Here is a 25,447-nt window from a genome sequence, read left to right on the forward strand (position 1 = left end):
CCGGGCGTACAGGGCCTGCTCCAGTGCGTCCAGGACGAAGTCGGTCCGCATTGAATGACTGACCCGCCAGCCCACGGTGCGACGGGCGAACACGTCAATCACGAAGGCCACATACAACCAGCCCTGCCAGGTCGAGACGGAGGTGACATCCGACACCCACAGCTGATTGGGACGAGCCGCCTTGAATTGCCGGCTGACCCGATCCAGCGGGCATGGGGCGGCGTGGTCGGGCACCGTGGTGCGCACCACCTTGCCGCGCCGCACACCGGCCAGCCCCAACCGCTTCACCAGGCGCTCGACCGTGCAACGGGCGACCTGGATACCTTCGCGGTTCAACGGGCGCCAGACCTTGTCGGCGCCATACACCTACCTATTGGCGTGCCAGACCCGCTGAATTTCTCGCATCAGAACCGCATCGCGCCGGGCACGCGCGGGAAGCAGGCGGAGGTCGCGCTGCTGCGCCGCATGGCGCCAATACCCGGACGGGGCAATCCGCAAGACCTTGCAGATCGGCTCGACCCCGTGGCTGTCCCGGTGCCGGTCGATGAAGTCGGTCAGGACTCGAGCCGGCGGTCGAGCTCCGCCTGGGCGAAAAACGCGCTCGCCAGCTTCAGTATCTCGTTGGCCTTGCGCAGCTCCTTGTTCTCACGCTCCAGGGCCTCGAGGCGTTCGCGTTCGTCGGTCGTCACGCCAGCGCGCAGGCCGGCATCGATCTCATGCGTGCGTACCCAGGTGCGCAGGCTGTTGGCCGAACAGCCGATCTTCGGGGCAATCGATTCGATGGCCGCCCACAGTGACGGATACTCGCCACGGTGCTCCTGCACCAGGCGGACGGCACGTTCACGGACTTCGGGGGAATACTTGTTGGCTTTGCTCATGGCTTCATTCTCTCTAGAGTCAAAGCCTCCTCAAAACCCGGGGCGATTCAGCTGCAGACTTCGACGCTGCGGCTACGAGTGAACCAGCGGGATTGGGGCTGCGTCGGGAGCGAACTGAGACGCTAGGTCCACGGAGCTGGCTGGGTTCTTCCTGGCTTGGTCGCTCGCCGCGATGCCGAGGCAGGTTTGCTGGGGGGGATGGTCACAGCAGGGCTAGTTCGAGCCTCTGTTTGCGGATCTGCCAGTCCGGCAAAACTTGTCCAAGCAAAGCGAAAAACGCTGAGCCGTGGTTCTTGTGCACCAGGTGGCAAAGCTCATGCACGATCACGTATTCGACACAAGGACGTGGGGCTTGCACCAAACGTGAGTTCAGCGTCATTTGGCCGTTTGGCGACAAGCTCCCCCACCGGCTGCGCATCTCGCGGACGACGATGCGTGGCCTCGCGTGCCCAAGTCGCTGGAACGCATCAAAGGCATCCGTCAGCACGCCATCGAACACTTCGCGTGCTCGCTCAAGATACCAGCGTCGCAGGAGCGCCTTGACCTTGGCGGGGGGCAGTTCCCCCGAACTGATGACCCACATTTCGCCCCGGGTCAGTTTCACCTGATCTTGACGGGCCTGCGGATCGTTCGCCTTGACGCGCAAGCGGTACTGCCGTCCCAGGTAGCGATGCGACTCACCGCTCAGATACTGCCTCGGTGCGGTGCACTGCTCATACTGCGAGAAAGTCGCCAGCTGCCGGCTGATCCAGCCCGCACGCAGGCGCAGCCTCTCATCGATGGTTGCGTCATCACACCCTCTCTGGGCGAGCACGACGACGCGCCCGCCGGGATGAACCTCGATGCCCAGCGTCCGCCTTGCCGGCCTTTCTACAACTTCGTAGCGGATGACCTCGTCCCCATAGCAGACCGATCCGCGTCGATCGCTCATACCACCATCCGGTGCCGAGCCAGCTGCATCGTCCGATCGATAATGTCGTCCATCTCGCCGGTCGAAAGCGGCACGCCCTTCTTGTCCTTGACCTCGTCGTACAGGTAGTCGTCGATCTCGTTCATCGTTCGACGTTGTGCGTCCACATCGTCCCAAAAGCCCACCTTCTTGTTGCGCTGAATGATCGACCAGATGTCGACGGCCGCGTCGGCAGCAAGCGTTGCCGCCACGTCTTCCGCCTGCACATGGCCGCTCACATAGGGCTTCAAAACGCCGTACAAAGCAAGGGCGTTGTCGTTGCCGGCCAACTGCGCTGGTGCGTCGTCACTGCGCCGGTTGACCACCGCATCCTTGATCTCGCTGACCTTGTTCAGGTACTCCAGGTCCGAAATGCGTTGGGCGCGGAAGTCGTCGATGGCTTGCTGAATGAGTTTCGAGAACTTCTCGTAGAACGCGGGGTCCTGTTCCAGGCGCTCGCTGATGGCCTTCTTGGTCGCATGCGCGATCATGTCGGCCTTCGCGGCGGTGGTCCTGGCTTCACCTCGATCCTCGACCACCTGCTTGAACGCCTTCTCGTCGAAGATGTTCACGGGTTCATTCAGCCGAACCACCTCGCTCGCCGAAATGTGGGTGTCCAAGAGCTTCTTGATCTTGGGTTCGAAGTCGCGGTAGTCCACCGACTCGGCATAGCGCAACTTGACGGACGCCTTCAGGTTCGTAAACCGCTTCAGGTCGGTCTTGTACGACTGCAACTTCTGCTCGGGCGTCGAGGCGATGAACTGCTCAGATGACATCGCAATCGAGAGCGTCTTGCCGAAGGCCGCCAGCCGCCCATAAAACGTCTCCCGCCGCTTTTCGTCCGCCAGCAGCTGCTCATAGGCTTCTTCGTCGCGCTGGTTCTTGACCTCGTTGAAGAGGTCCCAAAGATCGGCATGCCGCTGCGGCAGCTTCTTGACTTCCTCCTGGATGCTGACCAGGGCCCCGGCCAGGTCGGCCTCGTCGAAGCCGTCGAGGGCGCTATAGGTTGTCAGCGCCTGATCGAGCTCACCCAGAATGCCGGCGTAATCGATGATGTAGCCGAACTCCTTGGGCTGCGTGCCTTGGTCATCGTCATACAGACGGTTCACCCGGGCGATGGCCTGCAGCAGGGTGTGCTCGCGCAGCTTGCGCGTCAGGTACAGCACCGTGTTACGTGGCGCATCAAAGCCGGTCAGGAGCTTGTCGACGACGATGAGGATTTCCGGATCGTCTCCGTACTTGAACTGGTTGATGAGCTGCTTGTTGTACTCCTCCTCGGAGCCATAGCGCTTCATCATCCGTTCCCAGAAGGCCACGACCTCATCGGCTGGCTTGTCGTCCGTCTCCTCGTTGCCTTCGCGGGTGTCGGGTGGCGAAATGATGACCTCGCTCGTCACATGCCCGATCTCGTCGAGAAACTTCTTGTAGGTGAGGGCGGCCGCCTTGCTCGGCGCAACGAGCTGCGCCTTGAAGCCGGTGCCTTGCCAGTTTTGCCGGTAGTGCTCGCTGATGTCGAAGGCCCGCATGTAGATCACCTGATCGGCCTTGTTGAGCATCTCGGCCCGGCTGTATTTCTTCTTCAGATCAGCCTTTTGCGCATCCGTCAGCCCTTGCGTGTGGCGCTCGAACCAGGTGTCGATAGCTTTCTCGTTCTGCTCCATCTCCACATGCCGCGCCTCATACAGCAGGGGAACCACCGCGCCATCCTTGACGGCCTGATTAATCGCATAGGTGTCGATCAAGCCGCCGAACTTGGCGAAGTTGTTCTTCTCCTTCTTCATCAACGGCGTGCCGGTGAAGCCCAGGTAGCAGGCCATCGGGAACATCTGCCGCATGCGCGCGGCAAAGCCGCCGAAGTTGGTGCGGTGGCTCTCGTCGACCAGGATGAAGATGTCGGCCGATTCCTCGACGTGCTTCTTGATCGACAGCGCCTTGTCGAACTTGTGAATGAGCGTGGTGACGATGTGCGCCTTGTTCTCGGAGAGCAGCTCCAGCAGATGGCGCCCGCTATCCGCCCGATCCGGCATCAAGCCGCATGCGGCAAAGGTGTTGCCAAGCTGCTTGTCCAAGTCCACCCGGTCGGTGACCAGCACGATGCGTGGGTTGCGGATGTCGGGGTCGAGCGCCAGGGCGCGCGCCAGCATCACCATGGTCAGTGACTTGCCCGACCCTTGGGTGTGCCAGATGATGCCGCCCAAGCGCCGCCCCACATCGTCCCGCTGCTTGACGCGCTCGAGCACGCGCTGGACGGCGAAGAACTGCTGGTAGCGGGCAACCTTGCGGATGCCGGCGTCAAAGACAGTGAAACGAAAGGCCAAATCGAGCAGCCGCTCTGGGCGGCACAAGGCATACAGCATGCGATCCTGTTCGGTGATCGCCCACGGCTTGCCGCCTTCCGGCTCGCGCAATGATTGGCCATCCCAAATCAGGTCGAACAGCCCGGCCTTGGCCGCGGCGGGAAGAGGCTTTTCCCGTACCGAGTGCAGCTTGACAGTGTCGATCTCCTCCCGCCAGACCGCCCAGAACTTCGCTGGCGTGCCCACCGTCGCGTAACGCACTGCGTTCTTGTTGGTTGCCAACAGCAACTGGGCATAGGTGAACAGCTTGGGGATGTACTCTTCGCGCTGGTTGCGGATCATCTGCGACACCGCCTGCTCGACTTCCACCTTGGGCGACTTGCACTCGATCACCGCAAACGGAATGCCGTTGACAAACAGCACGATGTCCGGCCGGCAGGTCTCGCTGCTTCGCGTGCGTTCGACCGGGAACTCGGCCGTGACGTGGTAGACGTTGTTGGCCGGGTTCTTCCAGTCGATGTAGTTGAGCGTAAAGCTCTTGCTGTCGCCCTCGATGGACTGCTCCAGCGCCACGCCCAGCGTCAGCAGGTCATAGATGGCCTCGTTGGTTTTCAGCAAGCCGTCGTACTTGACGTTCTTCAGGCGTTGGATGGCGGTCTGGATGTTTTCCTCGGAAAACAGGTAGCTCTGCCCCTTGTACTGGATGCGGTTGATTTTCTTCAGCCGCTCGCGCAGCACTTCTTCCAACAGCACCTGCCCCAGCTTGCCCCCGCGGGCGGCGAGCGCCTGCTCCGGCGTGAGGTAGGCATAGCCCAGGTTGATGAGCAGCTGCAGCGCGGGAATCTGCGAGAGGTATTTCTCGTTGAAGCGAAAGCCGTCAATGTCGTCCATCCTCAGGTACGCTTGACGATAGCTTTGAACAGGTTGCCATAGCGGTCGTCGATCAGTTCAATCTGCGGCCAAGCGCGCAATGCGCGCAGGATCCCGCTACCCAGACCTCGGTAGGGCAAGAGCTTGGCCGCGAAGGATGCGAGGATGGGATTGCGGATATTCGAATTGCCCGCCTTGATGTTTTCGACCGTCAAATGGTTGGGCAGATGGCCGGGGCTGATGATCTCGACCCGATCGGCAAACACCAGCACGCGTACCGGCGCGCTGATGAAGTAGTCGCGGTGAATGAGCGCATTGGCGACCAGCTCTTCCCAAACGATGCGCGGAATCTCGGGCTGTCCTTGGGAGTTGAAACCTTGGTCGCCCTGCACGGCGCGCGTGTTGGCGACGATGAAGCCAAGTGTCTGCTGAAACACATCGGCCAGCTTGCCGGTGATGTCGCGGCTGTCGATGTAGCGCTGATCCTCGATGTCTGTACCGACAAAGGCGACGGCCTTGACGATGAAGGCGGGTAGCGCATACTGCGGCGCCCTGGCAAACAGCAGACTACCGGCCAGGTTGAGCCGTCCCTGGTTCATCAGGTTCATGTTGGTCAGAAGCTGCGGCAATGGCTGCTTGTGCTCGGTGAGCGGCTCGCCGAACTGCTGCTCGAAGAAGGCTGCGAAATAGGGCATGTCCATATCCCCTACGCCCAAGCCCGCCACGGGCGTCTCATCCGCATGGACAAGACCGGCCTGCTGGAACAAGCGCTGGAGCTCCTCGCGCGAGGTGGCGCGGCGCTTGTCCGCACCGTTTTTGACCCAGATCGCGCCGTTCTTATCCATGTAGGGCTTGCTCACGCCCTCCGGGATGGTCACCACCAGCACCGTGCCGTTGGGATGCGGCACGTTTTCGGTGAGCGGGTTCACCGCGGGACGCACATTTTGCGAGGAAGCATTTGAGATCAGTTGGTTCAGGCGATCGATGTCCGCGTGCGACAAGCCGATGACCACGCCATCGTTTTGCACGCCAATGAAAATCTGCCCGCCAGCGCTGTTGCTAAAGGCCACGATCTCCGCCGCCAGCGCGTCGGGGTTGGTGAAGTTCTCCTTGAACTGATGGCGGCTGTCCTCGCCCCGACTCAAGACCTCGATCAGCTCTGCGGTTTCCATAGGTTGTAAACCTCTTTACGTCGGTCGAAGGCCTCGCGCCCGCCTTCCATGATGTTGATGATGGCCTCCTGCATTGGGCGCGCGTCGATGCTGCCGCTTTGCACCGAGATTTGTTCGTCCTGATAGCGACAGGCGATCACCTGCTCCGCATCGCCCAGCACCGGGAAGTTCGCGTTGTGGGTCGCAAAGATGAACTGCACCTGCGGTTTCATCTCGCGCAACAGTTTGATCACATCGTCGTAGATGGTCTGGTTGTCCAGATCGTCTTCTGGCTGGTCGATGATGATCACGTCGTTCTGGCGCTGGCTGAGCACAAACAGCAGAAGCGCCGAAGCCCGCTGCCCGAGCGAGTGGTGCTTGAGCTCCTTGCCGCGATAGCGGATCACGAAGCGGTTGGGCACCTGATAGCTGACAAACTCCACCAGGTTCTGCATGAACGTCTTTTCAAAAACCTGCGGCGTGCTGCCCGCTTTTTTCAAAGCGTTGGGCAAATCGCGCAACAGGCCGCCGAAATCGGCGTAATCCTCCATCACCGCGCGCAGGGTGGTTTCGCGGACGTTGCTGCCCTTAAAGAGCTGCTGCATGAAGCCGATGGCGGCGTCCTTGTCGCCCTTGAAGTCGGCTTCGATCTGCAAGGCGGTATGGGCGGCGTTCACTCGATCCAATTCGGCCTTGATGGCGTTGAATTCACGCAGCCAAAGTTCGTTGAGCTTGTCGATCTCGGTATAGAGCGCATCGCGCAGACTGCTTTGCTGGCCTTCCTGCTTGGTCAGCGCCTCCAGCATCTGTTCCGCCTTGGTTTTGCGCTGCTGTAGGGTCAAGAAGTCATCCGGCTGGATGGCGGTCAGGCCAGTCTGCTTGAGCTCCTGAGCCAGTTGGCGTTCGACCTGGGCAAACTCCTCCTGAAGACTCTGGCGCTCGTTGTCGAACTCGCCTTGTTTGGCTTGAAGTCGGGAAAGGATGGCGCGAGCCTCCTGCTCGACTTGCTTGAGCTGATCGACTTTGGCGACGAGGTTGGCAAATTCGGTGTAATAGGCCCTGAAAAACTCGGGGTTTTGCTTGGAGGCATAGCGCGTGGCATTGCGCAACTCATCCTCATGCTCGGCAATCAGTTGCCCAAGGGCGAGCACGAAGCTGTCTGCCCGCGCCTTCATGCGGGCAAGGGCAGCGGCATCTTGCTGGAAACCCAGGCGCTTTTGCAGTTTGTCGGCAACCCCGTACTCTTCAAACTTCTTCAGCCGGAAGTTGGCATCGCTAAGCTGAGCCTCGTAATCGCGCCTAAGTTCGGCGGTATTGCTGAGCTTGAGCCAGCGGCTGGCCATATCACGCACATGTTTGCGCTGGGTTTCGATTTCGTCGCGCAGCGCGCGCAGCTTGTCGCCCACCAGCTTTTCCACCAGATCGGTCTCGAAGCCTTCGCCGGTGCTGGAAAGGTCTTTTTGCCCAAAGTAGATCGGCCGGCGCAGCACGGTTTCCCGGATCGACACGCCCGGCTGCAACTTGCCGCCCAAATAGACATTCGGCGCCTCGCGGTAGATGCGGGAGATGGTGAATTCCTGGCCATACACGTCGCAAGCTGTCAGCGTCACCTTGCCGCCGCTGCCCAGGGTATGGCGCACCAGCTCGTCTTTGTACTTCAAATCCTGCGCCTTCTCGCCACGGGGAATATCGAGTGCATAACGTACAGCCTCCAGAATGGACGACTTGCCGCTGCCGCGGATGCCGATCAGCGTGTTCAGTTCGGGCGAGAAATAGAGCGTTTGCCCGTCGAGGACGCCGCCGTCGAAGTGCATGCTGCGGATGTACGAGCCCTGATGTTTTGGCGGTTCGTTGGCGGCCACGCGCGCTGCTGGATCGGTCAAGGCAAACTTGACGGCTTCGAAGGACAATTCGCCTAGCTTGAGGTAACAGGCCTCGCCTTTACCAATGTCTTCGATGCACTTGGCGTCGCAGCCTTCGAGCTCGGCGGGATACCAGTCTTTGAGCCAAGCTTGTACTTTGCTGCGGCTAGGTTTGCCCGTCTCTGCGCCATTGCGCGTGCGCACCTTCTGGAACCCTAAAGTATGGCGGCGGAAGGCAGGGTTACGGCCCAGCTCCTCCAGTCGGCCCCCATCGAGCTCGGCCCACAGGCCACTGCGCGACTCGACATGGGCAAAGACCAGGAAAAAATCACGGTGCTGCTCTTCGAGGCGTTTGATGGTCTCCAGCAGCGACCAGGCACTGCGTCCGTTCTCCTGCTCGTATTCGGCTGGCGCTTTACCAGCGAAAGCGCTGGCGAGAAACGGATTGATGTAGTCGTGCCCCTCGATCCACGCATCCGAAAAGACGATCAGCGTATGGATGCCATTGGCGCCGTCGCCGATCGAGAGCTCAACCCCCGGCAACAGCTCGATGTCCCGCTTGCGTGCCGCCTTGCGCAGCGCCTTGAATTCATCGAGATCGAACTTGTTGTGATTGGTGATCACGCCCAGGCGAATGTCCGCTTGCGCCAACGCTTCGACATAGCGGGCGACGAAGGCGTTGGGCTCCTCGGCATAGCGAAATTCCTTGTCGGCGCGGGTGTGCAGATGAAAGTCGGCGCGCACCCACTGTGCGCCTTGCGTAAAGACGATGCTCATGGGGTGACCTCCTGAAGAGCGTCGGGCGATGTGGCATCTTGCGCGAGCGGCACCCGCCATTGGCCGGTCAACAGCTTTTGCATCAGGCCGCGTTTTTGGCGTTTGAGGGCGCCGAGGGAACGGGAAAGCAACGTGATTTCTTCGCGCACGGCGTTGAGATAGCGGGCGATGGCGGTTTGTATGGTGAAGGCGGGCAGGACAACGGGGAATGCTTCGATGTCTGATTTTTGAATGTTCGGTAATCCAGAACCAACGCGCAAAGCCATTAAGCGGTCTTGGTTACCTTTCAGATAATGAAACAAATAATGCGCGTCTACAGCCTTGGCCAAATTCTTTAGGGCATAACAGTGCCCACCACACCAGAAACTTTCTGAGTTGTAAGACACAAAACCGCACGAGTTTCCTCCTTCACTGATCGTAATGGTGCCAGCTTCACAATTCCAATCGTCGGTCCTTCCGGATGGATTTATTCCGCCATTGAGCACATAGTAAGCACCACTCTCCTCCATGTGCTCTTTATTGAGCTGTTGACCCTTCCACACGGTAGCAATGTCTGAGAGCGAAACTGTGCGCCATTGGCTACCACGATCAGGCTCAGAAGCTTTGCTTGCGGAATCGCCGTTTGGCCGCCGCGGATGCTGGCTGCAGCTGATGAGGCGCGAGAGTTCATGGGCATAGAACCGCTCCTTCGCCGCGATCAGGCGCTCGGTGGTTTCGATGGCGGTGTCCCAGTCAGTCAGCACGCCTCCAATTGCCGCCTGCTGCGTCGCGTCAGCAAGCGGAATCTTGAAACCACGGATCAGATCGGCGTTTAGATTCTGCTGCCCGCTGCTATTGCTCACATTCCTGAGCTCTTCATACCGATACAGAAGCTGCTGATACACATAACGGGCGTCAATGCCTTCGTTGAGGATCAATGCCGCACAATTTTGGTTGATTGCGGCATCAGTTTTGAGGATTGCAACTTGTCCTCGCGTCTTTCCTTGGCCAATCATGGCCATGAGAATCGAGCTGGCCGGAATGATCTTTGCGGCTGATTTCTTGAGGCCCTCCTCGGTAATGAATTCGTCGATGTCTGCGAGGTTGATCTCGCAATTCTGTATCAAACTTGTCTTTACCCATGGGATGGTTCCGCCCCAGTATTCGGGTCGTTCTCGATCTGGCGTGCCGCCCGATGTAACCCGAGCGATTTCTCCGAGTCGGGTCATTGCTGCCCTCATTTCCTTTTCCCCTCCCCACTCTCCAACCGCCGCTCGATCCGCTCCAGCGCCTGCACACCCTCCGCATTCTCAGCCAGTCGGCCTTTTACAAACCGATCAAAATCCGACTCGACCCGCTGCGTCTTGTTGAACTCGGCGTATTCGGCCAGCGCCTTCTCGTCCGCCTGCTTTTTGCTCACCCGCCCGCGCCCTTCGAGCACGCGGTATTCGTTGAAGTCGAGGAACTTATCCACGGCGGCGACGAACTCGGCCATGTTGAAGAGCCGCCGGTTTTCGAGCAGGTTTTCGATGTAATCGAAAAAGCCCGAAACGCTGCGTTCCAGGCGCTTGATTTCGGGCTCGGAAAGGTAATTCTTGGCAACGGTCACGTCCGAGGGCAGGATGCGCCCAGCAGGGGCATTCTTCCAGGTGGTGAGCCCCATGTTGGGCGCGGCGCGGTCGGCCTTGGCGTGGATGATCTCGGCGGCGATCTGCCCGGTGATGGCGTAGTGGAACTTGTTCTGCACCGTGGCGAAAAAGTCCTGGGTGATTTCGCTTTTCGGGTCGTAGTCGATGCTGCACTCGGCGAAGATGTCGGTGATCTGCTGCCAGATGCGCCGCTCGCTGGCGCGGATGGCGCGCACCCGCTCCAGAAGCTCGCGGAAGTAGTCTTCGCCGAAGACCTGCTTGCCCTGTTTTAGGCGTTCATCGTCGAGGACGAAGCCTTTTTTGATGTATTCCTTGAGCACGCCAGTGGCCCAGATGCGGAACTGGGTGGCGCGGCGGGAGTTGACGCGGTAGCCCACGGCGATGATGGCGTCGAGGTTGTAGTATTCGAGCGCACGCCGCACCTGTCTGCCCCCTTCGTTTTGAACCGTTTCCATTTTGGAAACAGTTGCCTCCCGGGCGAGCTCGCCGGACTCGAAGATGTTCTTGAGGTGCTTGGAGATGGCCGGCACGCCGACGCCAAAGAGCTCAGCCATGTGCGCGAGCGTCAGCCAAAGGGTCTCGGCCTGTACCAGCACGCGCACTTTGACGCTTTCATCCTGGGCGGTGTAGAGCAGGAACGGGGTTTCGCCCGGAGCGGGTGATAGGGCGCCGGGGTTCGGGGCGGTAGTCGGTGGCTTGCGGCTCTCAAGAAACTCGTCGGGCCGCCCCAAGAGTTTCTTGGCCCCCTCGGGGGGCGAATCCGACCGAAGGGAGGAGTCGGGGGCGGTGCTCATACGCCCTCCACGCCCAGCGCCTTGAGGTGCTCGCGCATGCGGGCGCGGACGTCGGCAAGCTCCCGTTCGAGCTGTTCGATTTCGCGCTGCACGGCGGCGACGTCGATTTCTTCCTCCTCCTCAAAGGTGTCGACGTAACGCGGGATGTTGAGGTTGAAGTCGTTTTCGGCGATCTCGTCGAGTGAAGCCACGTAGGCGTACTTGTCGACCTTGCGCCGTGCGGCCACCGTCGAGACGATCTTCTGAAAGTGCGCTTCGGAGAGCTGGTTCTGGTTCTTGCCGGGGATGAACTCGCGGCTCGCGTCCACGAACAGCACGTCGCGCACATCCTCACGCGGGCCGCCTTTTTCGCGGGCGCGGTCAAAGAGCAGGATGGCCACCGGGATGGAGGTGGTGGGAAACAGGTTGCCCGGCAGGCCGACGACGGCATCGAGCAGGTTTTCCTCGATCATGGCGCGGCGGATGCGCCCTTCGGCGCCGCCGCGAAAGAGCACGCCGTGCGGCACGACCACGGCCACCCGGCCTTCCTGCGGCAAGGCGCGCTCGATCATGTTGGTGATGAAGGCCCAGTCGCCCTTGGACTTGGGCGGCACGCCGCGCCAGAAGCGGTTGAAACGGTCGTGGTCGGCGTGCTCCGCGCCCCATTTGTCCAGCGAGAACGGCGGGTTGGCGACCACCACATTGAACTTCATCAGCCGGTCGCCCTCGATCAGCGCCGGGCTGTTGAGGGTGTCGCACCATTCGATGCGGGCGGCGTCCTTGCTGTGGATGAACATGTTCATCCGCGCCAGCGCCCAAGTGGCGCCGTTGACCTCTTCGCCAAATAGCGCGTAGTTCTGGCTGCCCTGCGCCTCGACCCACTGCGCGGCTTCGATCAGCAAGCTGCCCGAGCCGCAGGAGGGGTCGCAGATGCGGTCGCCCGGCTTGGGGTTGGCCAGCGCGGCCAACAGCCGCGAGACCATCTTGGGGGTGTAGAACTCGCCGGCCTTCTTGCCGGCATCCGAGCCGAAGCGTTCGATGAGGTAGATGTAAGTGTTGCCGATGACGTCTTCGGACACGCGCGAAGGGCGCAGGTCGAGCTTGGCGAAGTCCTCCAGCAGGGTTTTGAGGCGGCGGTTGCGGTCTTTGGCCTTGCCGAGGTTGGCCTCGCTGTTGAAGTCGATGTTGCGAAACACCCCTTCGAGCTTGGCCTTGTTGGCGTCCTCGATGTGGTCGAGCACGATGTTGACCAGCTCGCCGATGTTGGGCTCGTTGCGGCGCTCGTACAGCGCATGGAAGTCGCCCAGGAAGCGGTCGATGCCCCGGCTCTTGCCGGTCTGCGGATCGTCTTCCTTCAGCTCGACATAGGGAAGGATGAAGCGCTCGCGCTCAAGCTTGCGGCGGATGCGCTCGTCGTCATCACCGTACTGCGCTTTGTATTCAGCGTAATGGTCGTTCCACAGGTCGCTGATGTACTTCAGGAACAGCATCACCAAGATGTAGTCCTTGTACTGCGCGGGATCGATCACGCCCCGGAAGGTGTCGCACGCCGCCCAGGCGGTGGCGTTGACTTCCTGTTGAGACAGCTTTTCGGTCACGTCGTGCTCCTTGATGGTTCTGGGCGGGGGGCTGCGGCGCCCCCCACTTTTTCCTGTCAGCCGGGAATCTTCTTGGGGTCGTTGCCGTGGCTGTCGGACTGACTGATCTTCCCGTCGCGGTTGTGGATCTTCAGTTCCGATCCCTCGCGCTGACTCATGCGCCGTGCGGCGTCAATGGCTTCCTGCTTGGTGTCGTGGTGAGATCCGGCGCGGCTCGCCCCGCCGCGCTTGTTGTCCCACCCGCCCTTGGGGTTCGGCACCACGTGCCGCGTGTTGCTGGAAGAAGCCTTGTTGGCCATAATCGCCACCTCAAACGTTGTGTTGAACGACGTGCCGGTCTGAGCAGGTCCAGTACCCAGACCGGCTTCCTTACCCGCCAAACATCAGCGGGCCTCCTCTGCGCTACGCAGCAGGATCCCTTCGAGTAGCGCCTTGCGGCGCCCCCTCAATTCCTCCAGCAAAGCGGCCTCGCGCGACGCCAGCTGCGCGACTTCCACGATCCGCCGCTGTTTCTCCAGTGGCGGCAGCACCACCTCGAGCTGGTCGAGCGCCCCCTTGCCAATCATCCTCACCGACGTTCCTGCCGCCTGCGCGGCAAGCGTGGCCTGCGTGGACGGGTGGTTGATGAACCACTGCAGGTAGGCAGGCTCGACGACATCCGTCTGCGGCCGGATCAGCAGCATTGGGGCGGCCAGCACCGCGCGACCAAGGCCACCCCCGGCCAGCGCCGCCGAGTTGGTCACTCCCCGCGACCGGAACAGCAGATCTCCCGCCTGCACCAGGTGGCGATCCTTCAGATCGGGCATCTGGACGCGGACCAGCCCCTCAGGGTGGAGGAGGTTGGCGTCATCGATGTCCTTCATCTGAATCACGGCGACATCGCCCTGCGCGTCCGCCTCCAAACGGCTGCGGAACGAGTAGCCCATGCGCACTTCGGCGATGGTGGCGAGCGTCATCTTCATTTATCAGTAATCGCGTTTCTGTGTTCTATAGCGAATCTAGGGGAATGGTAGATGTTGCGCCTCATCTGTCAAGCGCTGTAAAGGGATTACTGGATTGGCGATTCGACCCTGCGCCGATCCCCGTATGTCGGCCTGGGCGTGCCGCCATCCATGCCCAGCTGCAGAGGTGTCATGCGAGCGCTGCTCCCCCTCGGCGCAAACGCTGTCCACGAGCGACGCGACCTCGTGCAAGAAGGAGTTGCGATCCGGCGAAGGCGTCACGTCGGGAATCGGCACCGCCCGGTCGTAGATCTGCTCGCCGATGATCGTCGCGCGCGAAGCTCGAGCTCCGGCCTGCCTCGTTGAACGCGGATTGCCACTCCGTCATGCGCTCGGCCCGGACGCGCTTGGTTGCAAGATCCATTGTCCTCGCCGACGGCGCGTTGGTCAGACTGTCGAAAACTTGCTGCTTCTCAGCGTCATTAGCCGGTTCGCCGGGTCCCATCGCAGCGGGTTCTGCAGAAGAACGTAGAGCCTGTCCTGAAGCTGCTTGCGAAGGTCGGCAACCGGCTTGAGGTTGTCGTACTCGTCTCCGAGCCCCGGGGTTTCCAGTCGGTGGCTCAATGCCCAGATACGCTTCCAGTGCTCCTTGCTGACGCCCGGCTTGTAGGCGAGGCCGCCATGCGTCGTGGAAGCTCTCGGCTGCGTTCTTTACGGCCAGGACGAGGTTCATCCGGTTGTAAACCGGCTTGGCCTGCACCGGGGCCGGCTTCTCAACGATGTTGTCGATGGCCGTCAGCAAGGAGCTGGAGTTGACCGACAGTCCGCTTGTGTGACTTCTTCGTCGGGTCGAGGGATGCATCGATTCCGCCTACGAAGAAGCAGGCCTCCTTCAACCTCGAGCGAAGAGCGCGCTCGGCGAAAGGGCCGAGTTCCTCGCCAATCGAGGCCAGGACGTGTTGCTCCCTGTCGGCAGCGTTGCCGAGGTTGTCACCCTTGACCTCCTCAAAGTGCGTGAACATCAAGAGCAACTTGCTGGCGCTTCCAGAGGTGATCATCTCCTTCATCGCAGCGACAGGCGCTGCGTGCATGGGCTGAACGGCGTTGTCCACAAGGACGATGGCGTCAGCGGCTTCGATGCGTCGGGTCAGCGACGTCGAGATGGCCGCCACGGACTTCGGGGTATGCCCCAACCCCTCACCATCTAGCAGCACCAGCTTCGGTTGCTGCCCGTTGTTCCACTTGGGCAGGAACGGGCCCGCAACCCAAACGCCGTTGACCAGCGGTGTCAGCAGCCGGCCAAAACGAGGCTTATGGTTACTGGAGAAGCGGGTCACCGTCTTGATGAATGCTTCGCGGTCTTCGGTCTCCCAGCACCACGACTGCGGACACCCCTGCTTGTTGCGGCGTACCGTGCCGTCGGTCAGCAGGGCGAAGCGAAGCTCGATCTCGTCCATGATCTCATCGCTGATGCGATGAAACTCGTCATCTTCGCGAAGCCGGCGATCAAGCTCTTCCTCGAACAGCTCATCGACGACTCGCTGATCCTTTTCGTCAATGGCGCCAAGCTCGGTCTTCAGTTGGCCGCCGTGGCGGGCCGCGATGGCGCGCAACGCGGTCAGGGTCTTGCTCAACAGCGTGGGTGGCTTCGAGATCGATCGCGCCATCGGCCCCGGCTTCCTCGGGCGGATCGGCGTCGTCGTACCGCGCCGACCAGAATGCGGCGAAGTCCTCCGGCGGGTCGGGCGGTTCCACCCGGAGCAGCTGGTCGAGGGAAAACCCGTAGGTCGGATCGAACGGGTAGCAATGGCTGAAAGGCATGGTTTCCGGCGCGGTGGGGGAGCGGGGTCAGCGCCCGCTGCTCCCCGGGGGACGCGCCCGGCGCCGCAGTTCGTCGGCCAGCGTGCGGACGTGCGGTTCGCCGAGCAGGGTGTAATGGTTGCCGGGCACTTCCACGACGTCGATTTCCTCCGCCAGTCCATTCCAGCCGAGCAGCGGATCGTCCAGGGCGGTGGCGGCCTGCTGGCGGGCGCGGAACAGCGTGAGGGTGCCGGGATAGAAGCCGGGTACGTAGCGGTGGGCGGCCTTGACGTTCGCGGCTTTCATCTCCTCCAGCGGGCGGACGCCGGCCCGGCCGGGCGCCAGTCGTGCGTCGAGGCACCGTTTCGCCCACTGCATCTTGTCGCACAGGAACCGCAGCTTGTCCGCGGTGCCGAGTTTCAGGAAATGGACGGTGAGACGGAGCAGCTTGGTGCCGAAACCGGGGGCGTCCGCCGCGCGGTTCCAGTTGTCGAAATTCGCCACCAGCGCGACCTCCTCTCCCATGGCGTGGAGCTGGCGGGCCATTTCGAAGGCGATGATGCCTCCCATGGAGTGGCCGCCGATCCAATACGGCCCTTTCGCCTGGACGGCCTTGATTTCCGAGATGTAGAGGCGGGCCAGGCACTCGACGTCGGCGCCGATCATGGCGTCCTCGCCTTCATCCATGCCGGGCGACTGGATGCCGTAGACGTTGAAGTCGGCTTTCAGTAATTCAGCCAGGGCGTGGTACCAGTGCACGCTGCCGCCCACGCCGTGGACGAGGAAAAGCGCGGGCCCCCCGGCGGCCTCCAGGTTCAGGGGAACGATGTGGGTGTGCGGAGTCTCCGTATCGCCTCCGCCGTCGATGAGCGCCGCCAGTTGTTCGACCGTCGCGGCCCTCGCCAGGGCGGCGAACGAAAGCCGTCGGCCGCAAACGAGTTCGATGCGGGTGAGGAGTTGGAAGGCGCGCAGGGAATCGCCGCCCATGGTGAAGAAGTTGTCCCGGATGCCGATCGAACGTGCCGGGAAGATTTCCTGGAAGATCCCGGCGAGTTTCCGCTCGGTGTCATTGCGGGGGGCGTCGGTGCCGCCGGCTGCCGGGGCTGGCACTGCCGGGTCGGGCAGTGCCTCGCGGTCCAGCTTGCCACCCGGCGTGAGCGGGAATTCCGCCATGGCTACGAAGGCTTGAGGGATTTCGTGCTCCGGTAGGGTGGCCCGCAGGAACGCCTCCAGTTCGTTGGCGCCGAACCGGCGTCCCGGTGCCGGAACGACGTAGGCGGCGAGGTATTTCCCGCCCGCCGTTTCGAGCGCCTTCACCGCGGCCTGGGCCACGCTCTCATGACGCTCGATCGCTGCTTCGATTTCGCCCGGTTCGACGCGGAAGCCGCCGATCTTGACCTGGTTGTCGCTGCGTCCCAGGAAATACAACTGGCCGTCCGCGCCATAACGCACCAGATCGCCGGTACGGTACATCCGGGCTTCGGGGTCACCGACGAACGGCTCGGGGACGAAGGCCGCAGTGGTGAGTTCGGGACGCCGCAGGTAGCCTTTAGCCACCCCGGCGCCGCCGATGTACAGTTCGCCCGGGACGCCGATGGGCACCGGTTTCAGGTGGCGGTCGAGCACATACAGCCGGACGTTGTCGATGGGCCGGCCGATCGGAGGATCGGTTAGAGGCAGACCGGAGGGTAAAGGCGACGGCTGATACACCGTTGCAGTGACCGTCGTCTCCGTCGGTCCGTAGCTGTTGAGCCAGGTGACGCGGGCTGCGCCGGGCAGCCGGTTCCAGGCCTCCAGCATGGCGCCGGAGGCCTTTTCCCCGCCGACCACCGTCAGTCTCAGCTTGGCTGGCAGTACTCTGCCGCTTGCGGTGAGTCCGCGTACCAGTTCGTTCCAGAATGCCGTGGGAATGTCGAACACAGTGATGCCTTCGCGGTCGGCCCAGTCCAGGAATTCGTGCACCGAATGACCCTGGCTCTCGTCGCGGAATACGACCGTGCCGCCGGCGTACAAGGTCGGGTAAATCTCCTCCACGCAGATGTCGAAACTCAGGGAGGCATACTGCAGGACCCGGTCTCCCGGCGCCAGGTCGTAGCGGCGACGTATCGCCGCGCACAGGTTGACGATGCCGCGATGCGTGACCATCACGCCCTTTGGCTGGCCCGTCGAACCGGAGGTATACATCAGATAGGCGATGTCGTCCGGCCCGACCGGGCATGGCGGCGCTTCGTCCAGGCCGTCGCCATCGGTTGCCCGGTCGGCATCCAGTCTCAGCAGTTCGATGCCGGGAAGGCGAAGCGCATCGGCCAGGGCGTTCCGGGTCAGTACGATCCGGGCGCCCGAGTCCTCGAGCATGTAGGCGAGCCGGTCTTCGGGATAGGCGGGGTCCAGCGGCAGGTAGGCGCCGCCGGCTTTCAGCACGCCGAAGAGGGCGACCGCCAGTTCGCAACTGCGGTCGAGCAGCAGGGCGACCACGGAACCGGGCCCCACGCCTTCGTTCAGCAAAAACGCCGCCAGGCGATTCGAGCGCCGTTCCAGCTCGCCGTAACTGAGACGTTGGTTTCCTCTCTGGACTGCGATGGCATCGGGTGTGTGGCGTGCCTGCGCGGAGAAAAGCTCACCCAGGGTGACCTGAGGGTAATCGGCACGCGTGTCGTTCCATTCCACCGTGAGGCGCCGCAGCTCGTCGTCGGGAAGAGTGCGGAGGTCCGCGAGTCTGCCATCGGTGCAGGCCGTCAGGCTTTCGAGGATCGTCAGGAGTTGTTGCAGCATACGCTCGACCGTGTCGTCCTCGAACAGGCGACGGTCGTATTCGATCTTCAGCAGCAGGCCGTCGGCGAGGTAGCCCGCCAGGATGAGGTGGTCGGTCTGTTCTTTCAATTCGAACTGGCGCTTGTCCCAGTCGCCACCTCGGGACTTCACCACGTGGTAGTTCTCGAAAACCACGATGGTGGTGAACAGTGGCATGCCGGACGGCAGGCCGCTCCAGGCGTGGATGCAGGCCGGCGGGGTGTGTTCGTGGGCGCGCACGCTCAGGTGCTGGCGCCGAAGCCCGCGGATGAATTCGGCGACCGGTCTGGCAGGGTCGATCTTCAGGCGCACCGGGGTGGTGTTGATGATCGGGCCGACGATGGCCTCGCCCCCGGGGACGGATTTCCGGCAGGAACGCGTGGCGCCGAACACCACGTCGTCGAGTCCGCTGTGACGCGCGATCAGCAGACCCCAGGCGGCCTGAACCAGGGTGTTGAGGGTGACCTCCTGTTTTTTGGCGAGCGCCTGCAATGCCTCGTAGAGCGCCGGAGGCGCCCAGGCCTGAACCAGTCCGCCGGTATGGGCGGGCGACAGGGGCCGCGGCTCGGATCGGGCGCTCAGGACGCGGTTGGGTTCATGGAAATCCGCCAGCAGCTCGCGCCAGTAGCTTCCGCTCGCCGCGAAATCCAGCGAGTCCAGCCAGCCGATGTAGTTGCGGTAGGGCGTCGGTGGTGGCAGCGCCGGCTCGTGGCCGTCACGCAGCGCCTGGTAGATCCGGAACAGTTCTTCCATGATGATGAGCCGCGCCCGCCCGTCCAGCAGCGCGTGGTGGTAAGTCCACACCGCCCAGTGTTCGTCTTCCCCGGTTCGGATCAGGCTCAAACGGTGGAGAGGCGCCCGCGCCAGGTCGAAGCCCCGCAGTCTGTCCTCGGCGAGAAAGGTCTCGAACCGGCTTTCCTGCTCCTCCCGTGCCATTCCGCGCCAGTCGAAAGCGGCCCAGGGCATCGTCACGGCGGGTTCGACCCGTTGCATCGGCGTTTCCAGGTGCTGCCAGAGGAACGCCGTCCGCAGGATGTCATGGCGGGCGACCAGACGGGTCCAGGCCTCCCGGTAAGCGTCTTCGTCGAGGTTCTCGCGGGTTCGCAAGACCAGCTGCTGGATGTAGGTGCCTTCCCGCTGGTCGAACAGGGTCGCCGAGAGCATATTTCCCTGCATCGGCGAGAGCGCATAACAATCCGGCATGCTCTGCTCCTTGACGTCTTTTTCCATCGTGCCGAGGATCCTTTTCAGACTGGCTTCAACGTGCGTAAGTATTGGGCGATTTATAAGACATTCATGGGGCCGGCGAAAGCCGGTACCGTGTGATTTCCGCAAAAGGCGTGGATTCGCTGTATCATTTCCGGTTTGAAACCTCGTAGATCCGAATCGTGGGTACAATCCGGACCGATGGCGGCGAATGGCCGAATCGGCATTCTTATCAAACAACGGTTGATTTCATGAAGGGGAAATTTTCATTGGTACTGGTGCTCGCGCTGCTGGCAGCGTGCGCCGGCAAGGAGCAGAGCGATCTGCGCGAAGCATTGCTGGCCAAGCTCCAGGACGACAGCGATCTCAAGGACTACAATCTCGATCCGGGTGAAATCGCGGACTGTGTGGTCAACGATCTCACGGACGATCTGCCGGGCTTCCCGGGCGATCCGCGGCGCAAGCAATACCTGACGGCCTATGCCCGGTTCTATTCGGTGAAAGGCTCGGGTGATTTCGAGAAAGTGGCCGAGGAGTACAAGGACCTGTTCGGTTCGGTCAAGGCCGCCCATCAGGCGGCCCTGCGTATGACCGACTACATCATGACCTGCATGGGGCAGGCGATCGAACGCAGCGGACCGACGGAACGATGACGGCGGTGAGCGCATTGCGTCCGGCCGGCCCGGAGGCCGTGGCGGCATACGTGGATGGCCTGGCGCGGCGCGCCCGGGAGGTGGGCCGGATCCTGAGCCGGGCCGAGACGGCCGCGAAGAACCGGGCGCTGCTGGCGATCGCCGCAGCGCTCGAGGAATCGGCGGCCGCGTTGATCGAGGAAAACCGCAAGGACCTCGAGGCCGGCGCGGCCAAGGGTCTGGACCGGGCCCAGCTCGAGCGGCTGGGGATCGACGCCAAACGGGTCCAGACCATGGCCGTGGGCCTCAGGGAGATCGCCGCGCTTCCAGACCCGGTGGGTGAGATCAGCGGGCTGACCTACCGGCCTTCCGGCATCCAGGTCGGGCGGATGCGGGTGCCGCTGGGTGTCATCGGCATCATCTACGAATCCCGTCCCAATGTCACCGCCGATGCGGCTGGGCTGTGCCTGAAGTCCGGCAACGCCTGCATCCTGCGGGGCGGCTCCGAGGCAATCCATTCCAACAGAGCCATCGCGGCCTGTATCCGCCGGGGCCTGGAAGCCGGCGGCCTGCCGGCCGATGCGGTCCAACTCATCGAGACCACCGACCGGGCGGCCGTCGGCGCGCTGCTGGCTGCGGACGAGTACGTGGACATCATCGTGCCGCGCGGCGGGCGTTCGCTGATCGAGCGGGTCGTGGCGGAGTCGCGGATCCCGGTCATCAAGCATCTGGACGGTATCTGCCACGTCTACATCGACGACGGCGCGGATTTGGCCAAGGCCCGCCGCATCGCGATCAACGCCAAGACCCAGCGCTACGGGGTCTGCAATGCCATGGAGACCCTGCTTGTCGCCGCCGGCATCGCACCGGCGGTCCTGCCGGATCTGGCCGCGCTCTACCGGGACAAGGGTGTCGAATTGCGCGGCTGTCCCGAAACTTGCCGCCTCGTGCCGGACTGCGTGCCGGCGACCGAGGCGGACTGGGACACGGAGTATCTGGCCCCGATCCTGGCGGTCCGCGTGGTCGCCGGGCTGGACGAGGCGATCGAGCACATCCACCGCCATGGCTCGGGCCACACCGACGCCATCGTTACCGAGGATTACGGCCGTGCCCGCCGCTTCCTGCGGGAGGTCGATTCGGCATCGGTCATGGTGAACGCCTCGACGCGTTTCGCTGACGGGTTCGAGTACGGTCTGGGGGCGGAGATCGGCATCAGCACCGACAAGCTCCATGCCCGCGGACCGGTTGGCCTGGAAGGGCTGACCACCCAGAAATTCATCGTGCTGGGTGACGGCCACGTCCGGATCTGAGGCGGCACAAGGGATGATCGGCATTTACGGCGGCACTTTCGATCCGGTCCATTACGGGCATCTGCGGGCGGCGCTGGAGGTCCGGGAGGACTTGGAGCTGCGCGAACTGCGCTTCCTGCCGTGCCACCAGCCGCCCCACCGTCCGCCGCCAGTGGCCGACCCCCAGACCCGCCTGCGCATGCTGGAGATCGCGCTGGCCGACGCCGACGGCGGTTTCGCTCTCGATACCCGCGAGCTGGACCGCGGCGGGCCGTCTTACATGGTCGATACCTTGAGCTCGATCCGCAAGGAGACCGGCGACGAGCCGCTCTGTCTCATCCTCGGTCTCGATGCGTTCCTCGCGCTGCCGGCCTGGCACCGCTGGCGCCGGCTGTTTTCTCTGGCGCACATCGTGGTGCTCCAGCGTCCCGATTACGACATCGAATATGCCGAAGATCTGAAGCATTGCGTCGAGGAGCGGCAGGTGACGGACCCGACGCAGCTCGCGGCTCAGCCGGACGGGATGATCTATTTCCTGGAAGTGACCCAGCTCGCCATCGCCTCCACGTCGATCCGCCGGATGCTGCGGGAAGGGCGCAGCGCCAAGTACCTGTTGCCGGACGCGGTGCTCGAACTGATCCATCGGGAATCGCTTTACGCCAAGTGAGATCGTTTCAGCCATGCAGGAACCTGTAATCCAGACTCCCTACCAGCGCCTCGGCGGCGAAGCAGTGCTGCACGAACTGGTCGAACGCTTCTACGGCTACATGGACGAGCTGCCGGAGGCGGCGCCGATCCGGGCGATGCATGCCGACGACCTGTCCGGTGCCAAGTCCAAGCTGTTCAAATTCCTGTCCGGCTGGCTGGGAGGACCGGACCTGTTCGTGCAGGAGTTCGGCCATCCGCGTCTGCGGGCGCGGCATTTCCCGTTTTCGATCGGCGTACCCGAGCGCGACCAGTGGCTCTTGTGCATGCGCAAGGCACTCGACGACATCCCGCTGGACGCCCCGTTCCGCGAAGCCTTGTACGAGGCACTGGCACGCACCGCCCATCACATGATCAACCGCGAAGATTGAATCACCCCCGATGCGTCTGACCTCTCAAGAGTTTCTGGACTGGGATTGCAAGAAGATCACCCTGCTCGGCATGTCGGGGACGGGTAAGACCACCTTGGCCAACAAGCTGCCGAAACGGACCTGGTTCCATTATTCCGGCGACTACCGGATCGGTACCCGCTATCTCGATGAGCCGATCCTGGACAACATCAAGCGCCAGGCGATGGAGGTGCCGTTCCTGCGCGACCTCCTGATGTCGGATTCGATCTATATCTGCAGCAACATCACGGTAGACAATCTCGCGCCCATCTCGTCCTTCCTGGGCAAGCTCGGCGACCCGGCGCAAGGTGGCCTGCCGTTGAAGGAATTCAAGCGGCGGCAGGCGCTGCACCGGCAGGCCGAGATCGCGGCGATGCGGGACGTGCCGGAATTCATCGAGAAAGTGCGCGAGATTTACGGTTACCAGCATTTCATCAACGATGCCGGCGGCAGCGTGTGCGAATTGGACGATCCGGAAACCCTGGAGACACTGGCGAAAAACACGCTGATACTCTACATCCGCACCAGCCCGGAACTGGAACAAATGCTGGTCGAACGGGCCGCGCGTGACCCCAAACCGCTGTATTACCGGGAGGCCTTCCTGGACGAACATCTGCCGGTTTTCCTGAAGGAAAAGGGTTACCCCTCGGTCGAGGCCATGCCGCCCGACGAATTCGTGAGCTGGGTGTTTCCGTACCTGTTCAAATCGCGGCTGCCGCGCTACCAGGCCATCGCCGACCGCTACGGCTACACCGTGGACGTCGGGGACGTCGCCCGGGTGCGGGACGAGGGCGATTTCTTGCAGCTCGTGGCTTCGGTCCTGGGCGGCTGAGGGAGGGGGTGTCATGCCGCTGGTTGCACACACCGATCTGCCCACCTTCCAGCGTCTGCGCGAGGAGGGCCAGGACGTCCTCAGCGTCGAACGCGCCGCCCGGCAGGACATCCGTGAGATGCACATCGGTCTTCTGAACATGATGCCGGATGCCGCCCTGGAAGCCACCGAGCGGCAGTTCTTCCGGCTGGTGGGGGGAGCCAATCCGATCGTGCAGTTCCACATGCATCCGTTCACCATCGAGGGATTGCCGCGGGGAGACCAGGCGGCGGAGCACATCGCCCGCTATTACGAGAGCTTCGACCGTATCCGCGAGGAGGGCCTCGACGGTCTGATCGTGAGCGGGGCCAACGTCACCCAGCCACATCTGCAGCAGGAAGCGTTCTGGCAGCCGCTGACCGAGGTGTTCGACTGGGCCCGCAGCAACGTCACTTCGATCCTGTGCTCGTGTCTCGCCACCCATGCCCTGTTCCAGTACAGCTACGGCGTGGAGCGCACCCATCTCGGTTTCAAACGCTGGGGCGTCTATTCGCACCGGGTGGTCGAGCCGCTGCATCCCCTGGTGGCGGACATCAATACCCGCTTCGACGTGCCGCATTCGCGCTACAACGAAATCTTCCGCGAGGACATGGAGGCCGCGGGGCTGCGGGTCCTGGTCGAGAGCGAGGAAGCCGGGGTGCACCTCGCGGTGAGCCCGGACCTGTTCCGCGTCATCTACTTCCAGGCCCATCCGGAATACGACACCGTGAGTCTGCTCAAGGAATACAAGCGCGAAATCATGCGTTACTTTTCCGGCGAGCGCGAGGACTACCCGCCCTTTCCTGAACACTATTTCTCGCTCGAAGTGGGCGCGGCGCTCAATGACTACGGCCAGGCGCTGCGCAGCGCCCGCCGGGCGGGCAGGGCGCCGCCACCGTTTCCGGAGGAATTCGTGCTACGGCACCTGGACAACACGTGGCGCGATACCGCCAAGGCAGTGTTCAACAACTGGCTGGGCAAAATCTACCAGATCACCGACCAGGACCGCCGCAAGCCCTTCATGGCTCACATCGATCCGGACAATCCGCTGGGACTGGCATAGGGGTGTCGAATGCGTGCCCCATGGAAGGCAGGGGCCGATGCGTGCGCAGCCGCCACCAGCCCGCCAGCAGGCTGCCGATGATGGAATGGAAGCTGGCGGAAATCGCCGAAGGGATGGGTGCCAGCGCCATGCCTGCGAAATTGGCCTTGGCCAGCACGGTGGCGAGCCCCGAGTTCTGCATGCCAACCTCGATGGCGATGGTGCGGACGACCGCGTCGCGGTAGCCGAGCACCCTGGCGAAGACGTAGCCCAGACCGAATCCGCCGACGTGCAGCAAGGCGACGGCGCCGAACAACTTGAGTGCGGCGGATTTGATGACGTCGGCATTGGCGCCGATGATACTGGCGCAGATGAAGGCGATGAAGATCACCGACACCAGCGGCGTCACCGGGCTGACGGTACGCACCAGCCGCGGCGCATAGCGGTTCAGCAGGAGGCCGGCGGTGACGGGCATGACGATGACCTGCAAGGTGTTCAGGAAGATGCCCCAGCCGTCCACCGGCGTGTAGGCGCCCGCCAGGAGCTTGACCAGCAGCGGGGTCATCACCACCGCGGTGAAGGTCGATACCATGGTCAGCAGCACGGACAGCGCCACGTCGGCGCGGGCGATGTAGCTCACCACGTTGGACGCCGTCCCACAGGGGCAGCAGGCCACCAAGATGAGTCCTACCGCCAGTTCCGGTTCGAGCGCCAATCCATGCGCGATCGACCAGCCGAGGAACGGCATGATGCCGAAATGCGCGACGGTGCCGGCGATGATGATTCGCGGCATCCTGGCCACCCGGTGGAAGTCGTCGAAAGTGAGCGTGATGCCCATCCCAAGCATGATGATCGACAGTCCCCAGACGATCATCGGGCCGGTGAACCAGGTGAACCAGGCGGGGAAATACAGCGCCAGCCCCGAGCACAGCAGCACCCAGACCGGAAACAGGTTCGCAAGTGAATTGCAGATTCGAAGCATCGTCGGAAGCCGTGAAAGACGAACCGCGAAGTTTACAA

Annotated in this window: 18 protein-coding genes, 1 pseudogene and 1 other annotated feature; of the genes and pseudogenes, 6 read left to right on the forward strand and 13 right to left on the reverse strand. The window is 62.6% G+C overall.

From position 1 onward, the window contains the following. The 12 genes and pseudogenes from H156_RS16765 to H156_RS0111040 all read right to left on the reverse strand — a co-directional run. Window positions 1-878: pseudogene (locus H156_RS16765) on the reverse strand (IS3 family transposase); the annotation flags it as partial. Continuing rightward, window positions 484-600: a sequence feature (AL1L pseudoknot), on the reverse strand. (Overlaps the previous pseudogene by 117 nt.) Before the next feature lie 202 nt (window positions 879-1,080). Beyond that, window positions 1,081-1,809: a M48 family metallopeptidase gene (locus H156_RS0110990; protein WP_017365440.1), complete on the reverse strand. Its 729-nt coding sequence runs from the start codon at window positions 1,807-1,809 to the stop codon at window positions 1,081-1,083. Continuing rightward, window positions 1,806-5,015 (reverse strand): type I restriction endonuclease subunit R, encoded by a 3,210-nt coding sequence (locus H156_RS0110995; RefSeq protein ID WP_017365441.1) that lies wholly within the window; start codon window positions 5,013-5,015, stop codon window positions 1,806-1,808. The genes H156_RS0110990 and H156_RS0110995 overlap by 4 nt, the downstream gene beginning before the upstream one ends. A gap of 2 nt (window positions 5,016-5,017) precedes the next feature. Beyond that, window positions 5,018-6,166: an RNA-binding domain-containing protein gene (locus tag H156_RS0111000; protein WP_010961142.1), complete on the reverse strand. Its 1,149-nt coding sequence runs from the start codon at window positions 6,164-6,166 to the stop codon at window positions 5,018-5,020. Continuing rightward, entirely contained in the window at window positions 6,148-8,784 is a 2,637-nt protein-coding gene (locus tag H156_RS0111005; protein WP_017365443.1) for a TrlF family AAA-like ATPase, read from the reverse strand. The genes H156_RS0111000 and H156_RS0111005 overlap by 19 nt, the downstream gene beginning before the upstream one ends. Further along, on the reverse strand, window positions 8,781-9,992 hold the full coding sequence (locus H156_RS16465; RefSeq protein ID WP_161625743.1) for a restriction endonuclease subunit S: 1,212 nt from the start codon (window positions 9,990-9,992) through the stop codon (window positions 8,781-8,783). Before H156_RS16465 ends, H156_RS0111005 begins: the two co-directional genes overlap by 4 nt. Window positions 9,993-10,000: 8 nt before the next feature. Next, complete coding sequence (locus H156_RS0111015; protein ID WP_036246445.1) at window positions 10,001-11,143, reverse strand: virulence RhuM family protein; 1,143 nt, start codon at window positions 11,141-11,143, stop codon at window positions 10,001-10,003. Between the two features lie 59 nt (window positions 11,144-11,202). Continuing rightward, window positions 11,203-12,783 (reverse strand): type I restriction-modification system subunit M, encoded by a 1,581-nt coding sequence (locus H156_RS0111020; RefSeq protein ID WP_017365446.1) that lies wholly within the window; start codon window positions 12,781-12,783, stop codon window positions 11,203-11,205. A 56-nt stretch (window positions 12,784-12,839) separates the two neighbouring features. Beyond that, the gene (locus H156_RS0111025; protein WP_238536864.1) at window positions 12,840-13,163 is read right to left on the reverse strand and encodes a DUF2188 domain-containing protein; all 324 of its coding nucleotides are present in this window, start codon (window positions 13,161-13,163) and stop codon (window positions 12,840-12,842) included. 3 nt (window positions 13,164-13,166) lie between these two features. Continuing rightward, window positions 13,167-13,745 (reverse strand): restriction endonuclease subunit S, encoded by a 579-nt coding sequence (locus H156_RS0111030; protein WP_017365448.1) that lies wholly within the window; start codon window positions 13,743-13,745, stop codon window positions 13,167-13,169. Between the two features lie 752 nt (window positions 13,746-14,497). Further along, complete coding sequence (locus tag H156_RS17360; RefSeq protein ID WP_202948227.1) at window positions 14,498-15,391, reverse strand: hypothetical protein; 894 nt, start codon at window positions 15,389-15,391, stop codon at window positions 14,498-14,500. A gap of 181 nt (window positions 15,392-15,572) precedes the next feature. After that, window positions 15,573-19,544 carry a non-ribosomal peptide synthetase gene (locus tag H156_RS0111040; RefSeq protein WP_017365449.1) on the reverse strand — a complete coding sequence of 1,324 codons (3,972 nt, stop codon included), beginning with the start codon at window positions 19,542-19,544 and terminating at the stop codon, window positions 15,573-15,575. Window positions 19,545-19,771: 227 nt separating this feature from the next. On the opposite strand from H156_RS0111040, the gene H156_RS0111045 reads away from it, so the two are divergent. The 6 genes from H156_RS0111045 to metA are packed head-to-tail and all read left to right on the forward strand — an operon-like array spanning window position 19,772 to window position 24,448. Then, window positions 19,772-20,173: a hypothetical protein gene (locus tag H156_RS0111045; protein ID WP_010961133.1), complete on the forward strand. Its 402-nt coding sequence runs from the start codon at window positions 19,772-19,774 to the stop codon at window positions 20,171-20,173. After that, window positions 20,170-21,462, forward strand: a complete 1,293-nt coding sequence (locus H156_RS0111050) for a glutamate-5-semialdehyde dehydrogenase (RefSeq protein WP_017365450.1) — start codon at window positions 20,170-20,172, stop codon at window positions 21,460-21,462. Before H156_RS0111045 ends, H156_RS0111050 begins: the two co-directional genes overlap by 4 nt. A 13-nt stretch (window positions 21,463-21,475) precedes the next feature. Next, window positions 21,476-22,108, forward strand: coding sequence for a nicotinate-nucleotide adenylyltransferase (nadD, locus tag H156_RS0111055; RefSeq protein WP_017365451.1), 633 nt, complete (start codon window positions 21,476-21,478; stop codon window positions 22,106-22,108). Between the two features lie 13 nt (window positions 22,109-22,121). Continuing rightward, entirely contained in the window at window positions 22,122-22,517 is a 396-nt protein-coding gene (locus H156_RS0111060) for a group II truncated hemoglobin (protein ID WP_017365452.1), read from the forward strand. 10 nt (window positions 22,518-22,527) lie between these two features. Continuing rightward, window positions 22,528-23,367: a hypothetical protein gene (locus H156_RS0111065; RefSeq protein WP_017365453.1), complete on the forward strand. Its 840-nt coding sequence runs from the start codon at window positions 22,528-22,530 to the stop codon at window positions 23,365-23,367. Window positions 23,368-23,380: 13 nt separating this feature from the next. Further along, window positions 23,381-24,448, forward strand: a complete 1,068-nt coding sequence (gene metA, locus H156_RS0111070) for a homoserine O-succinyltransferase MetA (RefSeq protein ID WP_017365454.1) — start codon at window positions 23,381-23,383, stop codon at window positions 24,446-24,448. On the opposite strand, the gene H156_RS0111075 is transcribed toward metA, so the two are convergent. Beyond that, window positions 24,405-25,409 (reverse strand): bile acid:sodium symporter family protein, encoded by a 1,005-nt coding sequence (locus H156_RS0111075; protein WP_017365455.1) that lies wholly within the window; start codon window positions 25,407-25,409, stop codon window positions 24,405-24,407. The genes metA and H156_RS0111075 overlap by 44 nt on opposite strands. Between the last annotated feature and the right edge of the window lie 38 nt (window positions 25,410-25,447).

It is taken from the genome of Methylococcus capsulatus str. Texas = ATCC 19069, assembly GCF_000424685.1.
Taxonomy (GTDB): Bacteria; Pseudomonadota; Gammaproteobacteria; order Methylococcales; family Methylococcaceae; genus Methylococcus; species Methylococcus capsulatus.

Excerpts from the sequence above, each read along its gene's own strand:
- H156_RS0110990 (WP_017365440.1), bottom strand. The coding sequence starts at position 1,809 with ATGAGCGATCGACGCGGATCGGTCTGCTATGGGGACGAGGTCATCCGC.
- H156_RS0110995 (WP_017365441.1), bottom strand. The coding sequence starts at position 5,015 with ATGGACGACATTGACGGCTTTCGCTTCAACGAGAAATACCTCTCGCAG.
- H156_RS0111000 (WP_010961142.1), bottom strand. The coding sequence starts at position 6,166 with ATGGAAACCGCAGAGCTGATCGAGGTCTTGAGTCGGGGCGAGGACAGC.
- H156_RS0111005 (WP_017365443.1), bottom strand. The coding sequence starts at position 8,784 with ATGAGCATCGTCTTTACGCAAGGCGCACAGTGGGTGCGCGCCGACTTT.
- H156_RS16465 (WP_161625743.1), bottom strand. The coding sequence starts at position 9,992 with ATGACCCGACTCGGAGAAATCGCTCGGGTTACATCGGGCGGCACGCCA.
- H156_RS0111030 (WP_017365448.1), bottom strand. The coding sequence starts at position 13,745 with ATGAAGATGACGCTCGCCACCATCGCCGAAGTGCGCATGGGCTACTCG.
- H156_RS17360 (WP_202948227.1), bottom strand. The coding sequence starts at position 15,391 with ATGGCGCGATCGATCTCGAAGCCACCCACGCTGTTGAGCAAGACCCTG.
- H156_RS0111040 (WP_017365449.1), bottom strand. The coding sequence starts at position 19,544 with ATGGAAAAAGACGTCAAGGAGCAGAGCATGCCGGATTGTTATGCGCTC.
- H156_RS0111045 (WP_010961133.1), top strand. The coding sequence starts at position 19,772 with ATGAAGGGGAAATTTTCATTGGTACTGGTGCTCGCGCTGCTGGCAGCG.
- H156_RS0111050 (WP_017365450.1), top strand. The coding sequence starts at position 20,170 with ATGACGGCGGTGAGCGCATTGCGTCCGGCCGGCCCGGAGGCCGTGGCG.
- nadD (WP_017365451.1), top strand. The coding sequence starts at position 21,476 with ATGATCGGCATTTACGGCGGCACTTTCGATCCGGTCCATTACGGGCAT.
- H156_RS0111060 (WP_017365452.1), top strand. The coding sequence starts at position 22,122 with ATGCAGGAACCTGTAATCCAGACTCCCTACCAGCGCCTCGGCGGCGAA.
- H156_RS0111065 (WP_017365453.1), top strand. The coding sequence starts at position 22,528 with ATGCGTCTGACCTCTCAAGAGTTTCTGGACTGGGATTGCAAGAAGATC.
- metA (WP_017365454.1), top strand. The coding sequence starts at position 23,381 with ATGCCGCTGGTTGCACACACCGATCTGCCCACCTTCCAGCGTCTGCGC.
- H156_RS0111075 (WP_017365455.1), bottom strand. The coding sequence starts at position 25,409 with ATGCTTCGAATCTGCAATTCACTTGCGAACCTGTTTCCGGTCTGGGTG.